The 13,342-nt window shown below is 61.0% G+C and carries 12 protein-coding genes and 1 pseudogene; 8 read left to right on the top strand and 5 right to left on the bottom strand.

Features of this window, described 5'->3' with window-relative positions; translation table 11 throughout:
* The first annotated feature begins 151 nt into the window (after positions 1–151).
* Positions 152–874, top strand: coding sequence for a response regulator (locus HXW87_RS24860; protein ID WP_127652323.1), 723 nt, complete (start codon positions 152–154; stop codon positions 872–874).
* Positions 871–2,481 (top strand): ATP-binding protein, encoded by a 1,611-nt coding sequence (locus tag HXW87_RS24855; RefSeq protein ID WP_121186718.1) that lies wholly within the window; start codon positions 871–873, stop codon positions 2,479–2,481. The genes HXW87_RS24860 and HXW87_RS24855 overlap by 4 nt, the downstream gene beginning before the upstream one ends.
* 142 nt (positions 2,482–2,623) lie before the next feature.
* Here the strand turns inward: HXW87_RS24855 and HXW87_RS24850 are convergent, their stop codons facing one another.
* Together HXW87_RS24850 and HXW87_RS24845 are read right to left on the bottom strand one after the other, a co-directional pair.
* Positions 2,624–3,349 (bottom strand): 4'-phosphopantetheinyl transferase, encoded by a 726-nt coding sequence (locus HXW87_RS24850; RefSeq protein ID WP_121186716.1) that lies wholly within the window; start codon positions 3,347–3,349, stop codon positions 2,624–2,626.
* A 167-nt stretch (positions 3,350–3,516) separates the two neighbouring features.
* Positions 3,517–4,308 (bottom strand): dienelactone hydrolase family protein, encoded by a 792-nt coding sequence (locus HXW87_RS24845; protein ID WP_239777910.1) that lies wholly within the window; start codon positions 4,306–4,308, stop codon positions 3,517–3,519.
* Positions 4,309–4,449: 141 nt separating this feature from the next.
* Between HXW87_RS24845 and HXW87_RS24840 the strand changes: the two genes are divergently transcribed.
* The 3 genes from HXW87_RS24840 to HXW87_RS24830 all read left to right on the top strand — a co-directional run bounded on the left by HXW87_RS24840 (position 4,450) and on the right by HXW87_RS24830 (position 7,227).
* On the top strand, positions 4,450–5,055 hold the full coding sequence (locus tag HXW87_RS24840; RefSeq protein ID WP_027612287.1) for a membrane protein: 606 nt from the start codon (positions 4,450–4,452) through the stop codon (positions 5,053–5,055).
* 151 nt (positions 5,056–5,206) lie between these two features.
* Positions 5,207–5,884 carry a response regulator transcription factor gene (locus HXW87_RS24835; protein WP_027612288.1) on the top strand — a complete coding sequence of 226 codons (678 nt, stop codon included), beginning with the start codon at positions 5,207–5,209 and terminating at the stop codon, positions 5,882–5,884.
* The gene (locus HXW87_RS24830) at positions 5,881–7,227 is read left to right on the top strand and encodes an ATP-binding protein (protein WP_239777909.1); all 1,347 of its coding nucleotides are present in this window, start codon (positions 5,881–5,883) and stop codon (positions 7,225–7,227) included. The genes HXW87_RS24835 and HXW87_RS24830 overlap by 4 nt, the downstream gene beginning before the upstream one ends.
* 144 nt (positions 7,228–7,371) lie before the next feature.
* Here HXW87_RS24830 and HXW87_RS24825 read toward each other — a convergent pair whose 3' ends face one another.
* The gene (locus tag HXW87_RS24825) at positions 7,372–8,370 is read right to left on the bottom strand and encodes an AraC family transcriptional regulator (protein ID WP_239777908.1); all 999 of its coding nucleotides are present in this window, start codon (positions 8,368–8,370) and stop codon (positions 7,372–7,374) included.
* A gap of 350 nt (positions 8,371–8,720) precedes the next feature.
* Here HXW87_RS24825 and HXW87_RS24820 point away from each other — a divergent pair, with 350 nt between their 5' ends.
* On the top strand, positions 8,721–10,055 hold the full coding sequence (locus HXW87_RS24820; protein WP_027612291.1) for a dicarboxylate/amino acid:cation symporter: 1,335 nt from the start codon (positions 8,721–8,723) through the stop codon (positions 10,053–10,055).
* Between the two features lie 256 nt (positions 10,056–10,311).
* Complete coding sequence (locus tag HXW87_RS24815; RefSeq protein WP_239777907.1) at positions 10,312–11,493, top strand: CaiB/BaiF CoA-transferase family protein; 1,182 nt, start codon at positions 10,312–10,314, stop codon at positions 11,491–11,493.
* Between the two features lie 64 nt (positions 11,494–11,557).
* Here HXW87_RS24815 and HXW87_RS24810 read toward each other — a convergent pair whose 3' ends face one another.
* Positions 11,558–12,052: a SprT family zinc-dependent metalloprotease gene (locus HXW87_RS24810; RefSeq protein ID WP_047295796.1), complete on the bottom strand. Its 495-nt coding sequence runs from the start codon at positions 12,050–12,052 to the stop codon at positions 11,558–11,560.
* 148 nt (positions 12,053–12,200) lie between these two features.
* A complete protein-coding gene (locus tag HXW87_RS24805; RefSeq protein WP_007917515.1) occupies positions 12,201–12,803 on the bottom strand; it encodes a Yip1 family protein in 603 nt (200 codons plus the stop codon).
* A gap of 350 nt (positions 12,804–13,153) precedes the next feature.
* Here HXW87_RS24805 and HXW87_RS24800 point away from each other — a divergent pair.
* Positions 13,154–13,282 (top strand): annotated as a pseudogene (locus HXW87_RS24800) (tRNA 2-thiocytidine(32) synthetase TtcA); the annotation flags it as partial.
* Positions 13,283–13,342 lie beyond the last annotated feature (60 nt).

The following is a 13,342-nucleotide window of genomic DNA, read 5'->3' as shown; positions in this document are numbered from 1 at the left end:
CGGGCGGGGTTTACCCATTCTTATGCTCCCAAAAGATGACAAAAAGACGGGAGCGTCGGAATCTGCGGACAACCGCACGCCTGTGTAGGAGCAGCCGCAGGGGGCAGTGTGTTTCTGCCTTATTAATAACAATAGAAAGCAGAGGTCACCGGTGGAGCAAGAAGCCTGGCAGGTATTGATAGTCGAGGACGACCAGCGACTGGCCGAACTCACCCGCGAATACCTGCAAGCCAATGGATTGCGCGTGGAGATCGAAGGCAACGGTGCGCTGGCGGCGGCGCGGATCATCAAGGAACAGCCGGACCTGGTGATCCTCGACCTGATGCTGCCCGGTGAAGACGGCTTGAGCATTTGCCGCAAGGTCCGCGACCGTTACGACGGGCCGATCCTGATGCTCACCGCGCGCACCGACGATGCCGACCAGATCCAGGGCCTCGACCTCGGTGCTGACGATTACGTGTGCAAACCGGTGCGCCCACGGCTGTTGCTGGCACGGATTCAGGCTTTGCTGCGGCGCAGTGACAGCGCCGAGCCGGTCGCGGAAAAAAGCCGCCGCCTGCAATTCGGCCCGCTGGTGGTGGACAACGCCTTGCGCGAAGCCTGGCTCAGTGACAGCGGCATCGAACTGACCAGCGCCGAATTCGACCTGCTCTGGCTGCTGGTGTCGAATGCCGGACGAATCCTCTCTCGCGAAGAGATTTTCACTGCGCTGCGTGGCATCGGCTATGACGGTCAGGACCGCTCGATCGATGTGCGCATTTCGCGCATCCGCCCGAAAATCGGCGATGACCCCGATCATCCGCGCCTGATCAAGACCATCCGCAGCAAAGGCTATCTGTTCGTTCCAGAAGCCTGCGTGGACCTGGCGCTGTGAACTCGATCTTCCTGCGCATCTATGGCGGCATGTGCGCGGCGCTGATTCTGGTGGCGGTGCTTGGGGTGCTGGCACTGCACCTGCTCAATCAGGTGCGCAGCGAGCAATACCGCGAGCGCCTGGCCCACGGCACGTTCTCGCTGATGGCCGACAACCTGCAACCGATGAACGCAACCGAGCGCCACCGGGCATTGTTGGTCTGGGAGCGCCTGCTGGGGATTCCGCTGGCGCTGAAGAAGTTTTCCGAGACCGATCTGGACCTCTCTCAGCGCGCCCGGGTGCAGCGCGGTCAGGCACTTGTGGAGCAGACCGGTCCGCATGCGGCGCGGGTCTATCGACTGGTCAGCGACAAGGAACAGTTGCTGCTGACCGGCGATGTCCAGCAGATCAGCGAACAACTGGCCCGTGCGACTATTTACCTGCTGGCCGATGAACTGGTGCGTGTGCCAGTTGGCGAACAGCCCAAGCGGCTGGCGCAGTTAAAGGAGGAGAAAGGTTTCGGTTTTGATTTGCGCCTGGTCACGGTCAACGAGGCCGACATGGACGAAGACCAGAGCCGCCGTGTGTCCGAGGGCGATACGGTGATGGCGCTGGGCAAGGGCGGGGACTCGATCCGGGTGTTTGCCGGCATGGTCGGCACGCCGTGGGTGCTGGAGATCGGCCCGCTGTATCAGATGAATCCGTATCCGCCGCAATGGCTGGTGCTGATTGCGGCCCTCGGCCTGAGCCTGATCGGGCTGATCGTTTATCTGTTGGTGCGCCAGCTCGAACGACGTCTGCGCGGTCTCGAAGCCGCAGCCACGCGCATCGCCAAGGGCAGTCTGGAAACCCGAGTGCCGGCTCGTGGCGCTGACTCGGTGGGGCGGCTGGCGGCAGCGTTCAATGGCATGGCCGAGCACTTGCAGCAGTTGCTGGCGATCCAGCGCGAACTGGTGCGCGCAGTGTCCCATGAGTTGCGTACTCCCGTGGCGCGTCTGCGGTTCGGGCTGGAGATGATCGGCTCGGCCACCACCCCGCAGGCGCTGGAAAAGTACCGCGAGGGCATGGATCACGACATCGAGGATCTCGATAAGCTGGTGGACGAAATGCTCACCTACGCGCGGCTGGAGCAGGGGTCACCCGCGCTGACCTTTCAACGCATCGACCTCGATGCGCTGGTCAATCAAGTCATCGAAGAACTGGCGCCGTTACGTGCCGAGGTCACTGTACAACGCGGGTTGTGCCTGTCCGCTGCCGATAATGACGGCGCCTGGGTCGAGGCCGAGCCGCGCTTCCTGCACCGCGCGTTGCAGAACCTGGTGAGCAACGCGATGCGCCATGCGCACTCGAGCGTCACGGTGAGTTATCAGGTTGGACAGTTGCGCTGCCGGGTGGATGTCGAGGATGACGGGCCGGGTGTGCCGGAGTCAGCGTGGGAGCGCATCTTCACGCCGTTCCTGCGTCTGGATGACAGCCGCACACGGGCGTCGGGCGGGCATGGGCTGGGTCTGTCGATTGTGCGGCGGATCATTCACTGGCATGACGGCCGGGCGCTGATCAACAAGAGCAAGAGTCTGGGTGGGGCCTGTTTCAGTCTGAGCTGGCCGAGGAATCAGGAACGCCGCTGAATTTTGTGCTGGTTTTGCCGGCCGCAATCGCTGGCAAGCCAGCTCCCACATTGTCCGGGGGCAGCACACGTTTTGGATACACCCCTGAAACCTGTGGAAGCTGGCTTGCCAGTGATGGGGACTTACCGGCGCTGAAAAATCTTCAGGCAGGAATGCTGACCAGACTCAACAACTGCCCATCCTGCACCCCGAACTGCGCGTCCAGCTCGGTGCCATGACGCCATTCACCTGAAAGATCGGTCAGCAAGCGCAAGCGAACCTGACCCTGCTCCGTCCACTCCAGCACCTCGGCGTGCTCGAAATAAAAGCGCTTCTGCACAATCGGGTACAGCGCCTTGAACAGGCTCTCTTTCACCGAAAACGTCAGGGTCACCCACAACCCCAGTTGCTCTCGCGAGCCGGCGGCCATGCGCTGCAATTCCGTTGGCGTGAGGATCTCCCCGGCCAGGCGTTCGGCACGCTCGGTCTCGAGCAGGTTTTCCAGGTCCATGCCCAAGCCGCGCCAGTGCCGCTTGTTGGCGACAATCGCCGCCGCGTGTCCGGTGCTGTGGGTGATCGAGCCGCAGATGTGCGCCGGCCACACCGGCGCCCGGTCTTCGCCAATCGCCGGAATCACATTTGAGCCTTCCAGTTGCTGCAGCGCAGCCCGGGCACAAATCCGCCCGGCGAGAAACTCGGCCTGCCGTTTGGCCACCGAGCGCTGAATGCTCGGCGGCGGCTCGATGGCGCTGCGCTGGAAGTCATCGCCGAGCAGTTGCTTCGGATCGAAACGGGTGCTGAGCAGGACAGTGTCGGGCAACACGTTGGGCAACGGCCAATGGGCGTCGAGCGGGGTGCAGCAGGCGGGGAGGGGCGGGCTGGAATTCATGACGAGCATTTTGCCGGTTGGCGCGGATGCTGGGTAGAGCCAAAACCTGTATCAGGCGTCGCTGACCCTGTAGGAGCTGCCGAAGGCTGCGATCTTTTGTTCTTGATCTTAAGAAGCAAGATCAAAAGATCGCAGCCTTCGGCAGCTCCTACAGGGGGCGAAGTGGGTCAGCTGAAGATTTTCTGGAAGAACGCCTTCATGTCCGCCCAGGATTTTTCATCGGCCGCTTTGTTGTAGCCGATATCCGGGCCACCGTGATCGCCGTGGCTCAAGCGATCGGCATCCGGATTGGTGAAACCGTGCTTGGCGCCGTCGAGGCTGACGAATCTGTAGTCGGCGCCGGCCTTGTCCATTTCAGATTTGAACGCAGTGACGTTGTCGGCAGTGACCATGCTGTCCAGCGCGCCGTGTTCGACCAGAATTTTCGCCTTCACACTGCCGGGCGTCGCCGGGGTGGTGGTCGCCAGCGCACCGTGGAAACTCACCACGCCCGCCAGCGGCTCGCCCTGACGCGCCGCATTGAGCACCACGCCACCGCCGAAGCAGTAGCCAATGGCGGCGATTTTATTGACGTCGGTCTGCGGCTGCTTTTTCAGCAGATTCAACCCGGCCTCGAAGCGCTTGCTGGACGCAGCGGCATCCTGGGTCGCGGCCTGCATGAACGCCATCGCATCTTTCGGGTGCTCGGTGTTCTTGCCCTCGCCATACATGTCGATTGCCAAGGCGCTGTAGCCCAGTTCGGCGAGGTCGCGGGCGCGGCGTTTGGCGTAGTCGTTCAGGCCCCACCATTCATGCACCACCACCACGCCCGGGCGTTTGCCCTTGATCGCGTCGTCGTAAGCGTAATAACCGATCAGTCGGGTGCCGTCGGCACTCTGGTAGGGAATCTCCTGAGTCTTGATCGCGGCGTTGGCCAGACTGCTGGCGGCGAGCAAGGCGAGGGCGAGGAACAGGCGCATGGTCGGTCTCCTTATCGAAAGTGGTCAGAACAGCCTAGTCGATTTGATTCAGCGCAGGTTCAGAGAGTGTTCAGGGCAGGTACAGGGGCAGGTCAGTAACCTTGCGCCATACCCAAACAGCACTGTGAAAGAGGAAACGCGATGAATCGTCTGAACAAACTGCTGCTGGCTTTTACCTTGTTGGGCTCCAGCCTTGCGGCACATGCCGATGACACCAGCAACTTCGCCGGCCTGACCTTTGGCCAGACCAGTGACAAGGTCAAAAAGTCCCACGCGCTGAACGACAACCTTGGCCACCCGGACGCCAGCGGTGCAATCGACGGCAACAACACCTACGGCGTGCGCCTCGGTCAGCAAAACTCGCAAGGTCGCTACTACGCCACCTACGACAACGTGTCCGGTTCGCACAATGGCATTAAACTGCGCCAGGAAAATCTGCTGGGCAGTTACGATCTGTTCTATCCAGTGGGCGGCAGCACCAAGCTGTTCGGCGGCGCCACGGCCGGTTTGACCAAGCTGACTCAGGATTCGCCAGGCTACAGCCGTGACAGCGACATCGGGTACGCCGTCGGTGGTCAGTTCGGTGTGCTGCAACAGGTGGCGCAGAATGTGTCGGTCGAACTCGGCTACCGTTACCTGATGAGCAACGCCAGCACTGAAATGAAAGAGAGCGGTGGCAGCAAGCAAGGCTCGCTGGACTTGACCAGCAGCGCCCAGACTTACCTGTCGGCGAACTACGCTTTCTAAAGCGCGGTTCGCTCTAGACCCTGTGGGAGCGAGCTTGCTCGCGAAAGCGGTCTATCAGTCGACAGCACTGTTGGCTGATACATCGCCTTTGCGAGCAAGCCCGCTCCCACACATGCGTTGTTGGAGTTTTTGATTTGCCCGGGAGAGCGTTATGAAGCTGTTGGTCGTCGAAGATGAAGCGCTGTTGCGCCATCACCTGCAAACCCGCCTGACGGAGAGTGGCCACGTGGTCGAGTCCGTGGCCAATGCCGAAGAGGCGCTGTACCAGACCGGACAGTTCAACTTCGATCTGGCGGTGATCGACCTCGGTCTGCCCGGCATGGGCGGTCTGGACCTGATTCGCCAGTTGCGTTCGAGCGGCAAGACCTTTCCGATCCTGATTCTCACTGCCCGTGGCAATTGGCAGGACAAGGTCGAGGGCCTCGCCGCCGGTGCCGACGACTACGTGGTCAAGCCGTTCCAGTTCGAAGAACTCGATGCGCGCCTCAACGCCTTGCTGCGCCGTTCCAGCGGTTTCACCCAATCGACCATCGTTGCCGGGCCGCTGTTGCTTGATCTCAATCGCAAGCAGGCGTCACTGGATGAAGAGCCGCTGGCGCTGACCGCCTACGAATACCGCATCCTCGAATACCTGATGCGCCACCACCAGCAAGTGGTGCCCAAGGATCGCCTGATGGAACAGCTCTATCCGGACGACGACGAGCGTGATCCGAACGTGATCGAAGTGCTGGTCGGCCGCTTGCGCCGCAAGCTCGAAGGCCCGGGCGGGTTCAAGCCGATCGATACCGTGCGTGGTCTCGGCTACCTGTTCAATGAGCGCTGCACTTGATTCGTTCTCTTCGCGTTCGCTTGATGCTCGCCGCCACCACGTTGGCGGTGTTGTTCATGCTCGGCTTGCTGCCAGCCATGCAAGGCGCGTTCAGCCTGGCACTGCAGGACTCGATCGAGCAGCGCCTGGCCTCGGATGTCACCACGCTGATCTCGGCGGCACGCGTCGACAGTGGTCATCTGGTGATGCCGGCGCAACTGCCGGATGAGCGCTTCAATCTTACCGACAACCGCCTGCTCGGCTACATCTACGACCGCGAAGGCAAACTGGTCTGGCGCTCGAAAGGTACGCAGGAAGAGCAGATCAACTACAAGCCGCGTTACGACGGCATGGGTAACGAGTTCGCGCGGATCCGCGAGAGCAACGGCCAAGAGTTTTTCGTCTACGACGTCGAAGTCAAACTGCTCGGCGGCAAGAGCGCGGCTTTCAGTATCGTTGCGCTGCAACCGGTGCGCGAATATGAAAACACCCTTGAAGGCCTGCGCGAGAACCTCTATCTGGGCTTCGGCGCTGCCTTGTTGGTGCTGCTGGCGCTGTTGTGGATCGGCCTGACCTGGGGCCTCAAGGCGCTGCGTCGGCTGAGTCAGGAACTCGACGAAATCGAAAGCGGCACCCGCGAAAGTCTCACCGAACAGCACCCGCGCGAACTGCTGCGCCTGACCGGCTCGCTCAACCGTTTGCTGCACAGTGAGCGCCAGCAACGCAGCCGTTACCGCGACTCTCTCGATGACCTGGCGCACAGCCTGAAAACCCCGTTGGCGGTGTTGCAAGGGGTCAGTGAAGACATGGCCCAACGCCCGGAGGAACGCGATCAGGCCTGGGTGCTGCAAACCCAGATCGAACGCATGAGCCAGCAGATCAGCTATCAACTGCAACGGGCCAGCCTGCGCAAAAGCGGTCTGGTGCGCCATCAGGTGCGGCTGCGGCCGGTGCTCCAGAGCCTGTGCGATACGCTGGACAAGGTTTACCGCGACAAACATGTTCGAGTGGCGTTCGACCTGCCGGAGCAATGTTATGTGCCGATCGAACAGGGCGCGTTGCTGGAGATGATGGGCAACCTGCTGGAAAACGCCTATCGCCTGTGCCTGAGCGAAGTGCGCATCAGCGTGCGCGAGAGCCTGACCGGCATCGAGTTGTGCATCGAAGACGACGGCCCCGGCGTGCCGCCGAATCAGCGCGCGCGAATCCTTGAGCGCGGCGAACGACTGGATCGTCAGCATCCGGGGCAGGGCATCGGGCTGGCGGTGGTCAAGGACATCATCGAAAGCTACAACGCCAAGCTGATGCTCGGGGATTCGCCGATGGGCGGGGCGGCATTCAGGATTCAGTTTCCTGCGATTTAGGTGTTGGTCTTTCGGGCGCCATCGCTGGCAAGCCAGCTCCCACAGTGTCCGAGTCGTATACAAATTCCTTGAACGACATCAACACCTGTGGGAGCTGGCTTGCCAGCGATGAGGCCAGTCAAGGCGCCACAGACGGCGAGCAGATCACTGCTCCTGCGCCCGATAAGCCCCCGGTGTCAGCCCCGTCCATTTCTTGAACGCCCGGTGAAACGCCGACGGTTCGGAAAACCCCAGTTGCTCGGCAATCTGCTGCAACGACAGATCCGCCCGGCCCAAGTGATAAATCGCGATGTCGCGGCGCAACTGATCCTTCAATTCCTGAAAACTGGTGCCTTCCTCACGCAAATGCCGACGCAGGGTCTGCGGGCTGATGTGCAACTGCGCAGCCACCGCTTCCAGGTCCGGCCAGTGCGCGCTGTCGCGGCTGAGCAAACGGCGCAGGCGGCTGCTGAGGCTGTCGCCGTCGTCCGGGCGCGACAACAGGTCGGCGGGGGAGCGTTCAAGGAAATGCTTCAAGGTGCGTTCGTCCTGCAACAGCGGCATGTGCAGGTAGCGGCTGTGAAACAGCAGGCTGCTCTGCTCGGCGCAAAACACCAACGGACAGGGGAACAGCAGGTCGTACTCGGCACCGTGCGCCGGTTTCGGGTAACTGAAGGTGGCCTGCTCCAGACGAATCCGCTGGCCGATCAGCCAGCTGCCGAGGCGATGCCAGATCACCAGCAGGCTCTCGCTGAGAAAGTGATCCGGGTCCCATAACTGCGCATCATCGAGGCTCAGGCGCACCCATTCGTCTTCGCGGCTCAGGCTCAGGCGCGGGGCCGCGGGGAATAGGCTATAAAACAATAAACCGCGTTGCAGTGCCTTCTCCAGATTGCGGCAGTGGATCAGCGCGTGGCACATCATCGCGAAGCTGCCGGGTTTGCTTGGCGCGTTGCCAAAGCCCAGGTATTCGTCATCCAGCGCGAGCCACAGGCTCTGGATCAGGCGGGTGAATTGCTCCGGGGCGATGCGCGCCCGTGGCTCATCGAGCAATTCGGGGCTGATGCCCAGTTGCTGCAGCAGCGGCGCATAGTCGAATCCCGAACGGCGTGCGCCACCGAGGGCGGCGCGGGCGAAATGACTGGCGATGGTACGTTCGCGCATAAGCGGCTGATCCTTCCTCAGGCGCCGGATGGTAGCCGGGGCAAGCGCAGGGCAACAAGGCGGATTTCCGCCAAATTGTAGGACGTGATCCGCTGACTTGGCGGAAATCCGCCACACCCGCGTCACCGGGCAGTGACAAAAAATACCCTGCATACCCTGATATCAAAAGGCTTGCAGCGATTCGCACCAAAGTGGCACGGCGTTTGCGATAAGAGCGACAGAAGTGTGCGTCTTTCCGCTGGAAAAGCGCTGCTCGACACAACAAATCCCTCCAGTGCAGGAGGGTTCGCAATTCAGGTTCTGCGCTCAACAGATGGATGTTGCCCGCGGGACGCTTGAGGACACTTGCAATGACGACTCGTCAGCCACTGTACAAATCCCTGTATTTCCAGGTGATCGTCGCGATCATCATCGGTATTGCCCTTGGTCACTACTACCCGCAGTTCGGTGTGGCGGTTAAGCCGCTGGGCGACGGGTTCATCAAGCTGATCAAAATGATCATCGCCCCGATCATTTTCTGCACCGTGGTCAGCGGCATTGCTGGCATGCAAAGCATGAAATCGGTCGGCAAGACCGGCGGTTACGCACTCCTTTACTTCGAAATCGTTTCGACCATCGCCCTGCTGGTCGGTCTGATCGTGGTCAACATCGTGCAGCCGGGCAACGGCATGCACATTGACGTCAGCACCCTGGACGCCTCGAAAGTCGCCACTTATGTGCAGCAAGGCGCAGACCAGAGCGTTGTCGGCTTCCTGCTCAACGTGATCCCGACCACCATCGTCGGCGCGTTCGCCACCGGTGACATCCTGCAAGTGCTGATGTTCTCGGTGATCTTCGGTTTTGCCCTGCACCGCCTGGGTGACTACGGCCGTCCGATCCTCGACTTCATCGATCGCTTCGCCCACGTGATGTTCAACATCATCAACATGATCATGAAGCTCGCGCCAATCGGTGCCTTCGGTGCGATGGCGTTCACCATCGGTGCCTACGGTGTCGGCTCGCTGGTGCAACTGGGTCAACTGATGGCCTGCTTCTACATCACCTGCCTGGCGTTCATCCTGATCGTGCTGGGCGCCATCGCCCGTATGCACGGCTTCAGCGTGCTGAAGATGATCCGTTACATCCGTGAAGAGCTGCTGATCGTACTGGGCACTTCCTCGTCGGAATCGGTACTGCCACGCATGCTGATCAAGATGGAGCGTCTGGGCGCGAAGAAATCCGTCGTGGGTCTGGTGATCCCGACCGGTTACTCGTTCAACCTCGACGGTACTGCGATCTACCTGACCATGGCCGCCGTGTTCATTGCTCAGGCCACCGACACGCACATGGACATCACGCACCAGATCACCCTGCTGGTGGTATTGCTGCTGTCGTCCAAAGGCGCCGCCGGTGTGACCGGTTCGGGCTTCATCGTGCTGGCCGCCACCCTGTCGGCGGTCGGTCACCTGCCGGTGGCCGGTCTGGCCCTGATCCTCGGTATCGACCGCTTCATGTCCGAAGCCCGCGCCCTGACCAACCTGGTCGGCAACGCCGTGGCGACCATCGTGGTTGCCAAGTGGGTGAAAGAGCTGGACACCGACGTGCTGCAATCCGAGCTGGCTTCGGGTGGTCGCGGTATTGCTGACACCCGTCCGGAAGACGACCTGGGTGTGGCTGAAGGTGCTACCCCGAGCAACGTCAAGTAATCTGAATTGGCTCCAGTGTAATGCTGGAGCCTGATAACCCTTGTGGTGAGGGGATTTATCCCCGATGGGTCGCGAGGCGGCCCCTTCTTAGATAGAAGGGGACTGCTGCGCAGTCCATCGGGGATAAATCCCCTCGCTACAGGGGTTTTTTATTGCCTGCGATTTGAGCATTACGGTCACTGCCGCTGATGCATCCGGTGATTGCCGTGCGCGGCATCGCTGCCTAGTCTGAGTGAATCGCCCAAGGAGTTCGCCCATGTCCGCACCGCTGGCCTCACTGAAGATCCTGGATTTCTCGACCCTGCTACCGGGGCCATTCGCCTCGCTGTTGCTGGCCGACATGGGCGCCGAAGTGCTGCGCATCGAGTCGCCCACGCGCATGGATCTGTTGCGGGTGTTGCCGCCGCACGATCAAGGGGTGTCCGCCAGCCACGCTTACCTCAACCGCAACAAGCGCAGTCTGGCGCTGGATCTCAAGCAGCCCGAGGCGCTGGAGGTGATCAGGCAGTTGCTGGGCGAATACGACATCGTTCTGGAACAGTTCCGTCCCGGGGTGATGGAACGTTTGGGTCTGGGTTACGAGGCGTTGAAGGCGATCAACCCGAAGCTGATTTACGTGTCGATCACCGGCTACGGCCAGACCGGGCCGTACAAGGATCGCGCCGGGCATGACATCAACTACCTCGCCCTGGCCGGTCTTTCCAGTTACACCGGCCGCGCCGACAGCGGGCCGTTGCCGCTGGGCATGCAGGTGGCGGATATCGCGGGTGGTTCGCTGCATGGGGTGATCGGCCTGCTGGCGGCGGTCATCGCCCGGCAGCAGAGCGGGCAGGGCACGCATCTGGACGTGAGCATGACCGATTGCGCCTTCAGCCTGAACGCCATGGCCGGTGCCGGGTATCTGGCCTGTGGCGAGGAACCGCACTGGGAAGACCAGATGCTCAATGGCGGGAGCTTCTATGACTATTACCGCTCGCGCGACGGGCGCTGGCTGTCGGTGGGCAGTCTGGAACCGGGGTTCATGCAGCAACTGTGCGCGGCGTTGGGCCGGCCGGAGCTGGCGGCGCAGGGCTTGTCGCCGAAACCCGAACACCAACGGTTATTGAAGGATGCGCTGAAAGTCGAGTTCGAGAGGCACGACTTTGCCGAGCTGTGCGAATTGTTCGCCGGAGTCGATGCCTGTGTCGAACCGGTCTTGAACCTGAGCGAGGCGGTGCAGCATCCGCAATTGCAGGCACGGGAGCTGGTGACCCAGGTGCCGCGTGGCGACGGTACGAAACAGGCGCAGATGGCCTGTCCGCTGAAATTTTCCGAGCCACTGCCGACGCCGCGGCATGTTGGCGCGAAGTTGGGACAGCACACGGAGCAGGTGCTGGGGGAGTTGGGGTTTGATGCTGAGCGGATTGCTCAATTGCGGGCGGCCAAGGTGATTCTCTAGCGTTGGTGCCGGCCTCATCGCTGGCTTGCCAGCGATGAGGCCCTCCAATGCAGCAACGAACCGCCTATTCCACCCGCATCTCACCACTGAACACCAAGGTGTTGCGACAGCGCCGGCACAAATACCGCCGCCCCTGGCGCACCAGGCCATGACGCTGCGCCGAAAACGGAAAATCACTGTCGGCGCACGGGCATTTGTAAATATAGCGGGTCACGCTGCGGCGTTTCACGGCGTAGGTGTGGCAACGATCCGGTGGCAGTTCATAAACCCCGCGCATGATCAGTTGCCATTCTTCGCCATGCGGCTGGATACGGTCGCCGAACAGTTGATGGGCGATCAGGTGCGCGACTTCATGGGCCACGGTCTGCTTGAGGAAGTGTTCGGTGTTTTCCCGGTACAGCTGCGGGTTGAAGCGCAGCAGGTTCTCGTGCAGATGCGCGACACCGGCTTTTTGCCCGCGCAGCTTGAGGCTCACGACCGGGCGTTGGAAATGACGTTTGAAAAAGGCTTCAGCGAGTTGGTAACAGTCTTCGACGCGGGTATTGAGTTGCTCGGGCATGCTTGATGGATCTCCAGAGACGTCGAGTATGCCGCAACCTCCAGGACTTGCGAATCGCTGACCTGCCGAATGGTCATGCGCGAAACGAGAAGGCCGCCTTGCGGCGGCCTGTATTGGCAGATCTTGTTTTTCTCGGGGATAAAGCCTGTCAGTTGGTATACACCGGCCCCACGCCGAGGCCCCAGACAATCACGGTGAACGCCATGATGGCCACCAGCACCACCAGACCCACCGCCAGCACTGAGCTGGAAAAGAGGAAGCCTTCGTCCGACGGTATGTTCATGAACGTCGGCAGCCCCACGTACAGCAGATACACCGTGTAGCAGATGGCCGCCGTGCCGACGATCATCCCCAGCCACATATGCGGATACAGCGCCGCCAGCCCGCCAACGAACAATGGCGTCGCGGTGTAGGTGGCGAACGCCACGCAACGCGCCAGGCTTGGATTGGCGTCATAAGTGCGGGCCATCCAGTGCACAAAGGCGCCCATCACCGCGACCCCGCCGAGCATCGCCAGGTACGACATCACCGTCATCCAGATCGCGCTTTCGACGGTGAGCATCACCGGTGCGCGGTTGCCGATCACCCAGCCGACCTGAGTGGTGCCGATAAACGCCGAAACGGCCGGAATCGCCGCCAGGATCAGCGTGTGCGTCAGGTACATGTGGCTGATGCTTTCCTCTTGGTCGCCACGGATTTCCTTCCATTCCTGATCGGGGTGGGTAAACAGTCCCACTACGTGATGGATCATGCCAGTCACTCCTCTTGTTATTGCCATCGCCCCCCAGCGGAGCGCCTACGGGCCAAGGTGGCCGAGCAAATACAGGTCTTCAGATGTGTGCGACCTTATGTCGCAGTATAGAAAGGACTTAACCGCACAGGGACTAGGGGCTTAGAGCAAATTGCGCTGTAAACGGACGGGTTAATCGCAGTTATCTCTGTAAGAGCTGCCGAAGGCTGCGATCTTTTGATCCTGTTTTTAAAATCAAAAGATCGCAGCCTTCGGCAGCTCCTACAGGGTGCGTCCGTCAGGAGGCTGCGCCGCCGGTGGGTTTTTGCGTAAAATGCCCGCCTTTCGTCACACCTCACGGATTTCGCGTCATGGGCACTCTTACGGTCAACCAGAACAAACTGCAAAAGCGCCTGCGCCGCCTGGCCGGCGAAGCGGTCGCCGATTTCAACATGATTGAAGACGGCGACAAGGTCATGGTCTGCCTGTCCGGGGGCAAGTTATAACCAAAAAAATATTTGTAAAGCCTATAAACCTGTAGACATTGCCTGTAAGCCCCG

The sequence above is a fragment of the Pseudomonas sp. Y5-11 genome (assembly GCF_022368695.1).
GTDB classification, from domain to species: Bacteria; Pseudomonadota; Gammaproteobacteria; order Pseudomonadales; family Pseudomonadaceae; genus Aquipseudomonas; species Aquipseudomonas parakoreensis.
Note: the sequence above shows the minus strand (reverse complement) of the source record. Positions and strands in the feature narration are given on the sequence as shown.

What these genes read in the sequence shown, in the direction of transcription:
- HXW87_RS24805 (WP_007917515.1), bottom strand. Translation starts at nt 12,803, where the DNA reads ATGATCCATCACGTAGTGGGACTGTTTACCCACCCCGATCAGGAATGG.
- HXW87_RS24835 (WP_027612288.1), top strand. Translation starts at nt 5,207, where the DNA reads ATGAAGCTGTTGGTCGTCGAAGATGAAGCGCTGTTGCGCCATCACCTG.
- HXW87_RS24825 (WP_239777908.1), bottom strand. Translation starts at nt 8,370, where the DNA reads ATGCGCGAACGTACCATCGCCAGTCATTTCGCCCGCGCCGCCCTCGGT.
- HXW87_RS24850 (WP_121186716.1), bottom strand. Translation starts at nt 3,349, where the DNA reads ATGAATTCCAGCCCGCCCCTCCCCGCCTGCTGCACCCCGCTCGACGCC.
- HXW87_RS24815 (WP_239777907.1), top strand. Translation starts at nt 10,312, where the DNA reads ATGTCCGCACCGCTGGCCTCACTGAAGATCCTGGATTTCTCGACCCTG.
- HXW87_RS24840 (WP_027612287.1), top strand. Translation starts at nt 4,450, where the DNA reads ATGAATCGTCTGAACAAACTGCTGCTGGCTTTTACCTTGTTGGGCTCC.
- HXW87_RS24845 (WP_239777910.1), bottom strand. Translation starts at nt 4,308, where the DNA reads ATGCGCCTGTTCCTCGCCCTCGCCTTGCTCGCCGCCAGCAGTCTGGCC.
- HXW87_RS24810 (WP_047295796.1), bottom strand. Translation starts at nt 12,052, where the DNA reads ATGCCCGAGCAACTCAATACCCGCGTCGAAGACTGTTACCAACTCGCT.
- HXW87_RS24820 (WP_027612291.1), top strand. Translation starts at nt 8,721, where the DNA reads ATGACGACTCGTCAGCCACTGTACAAATCCCTGTATTTCCAGGTGATC.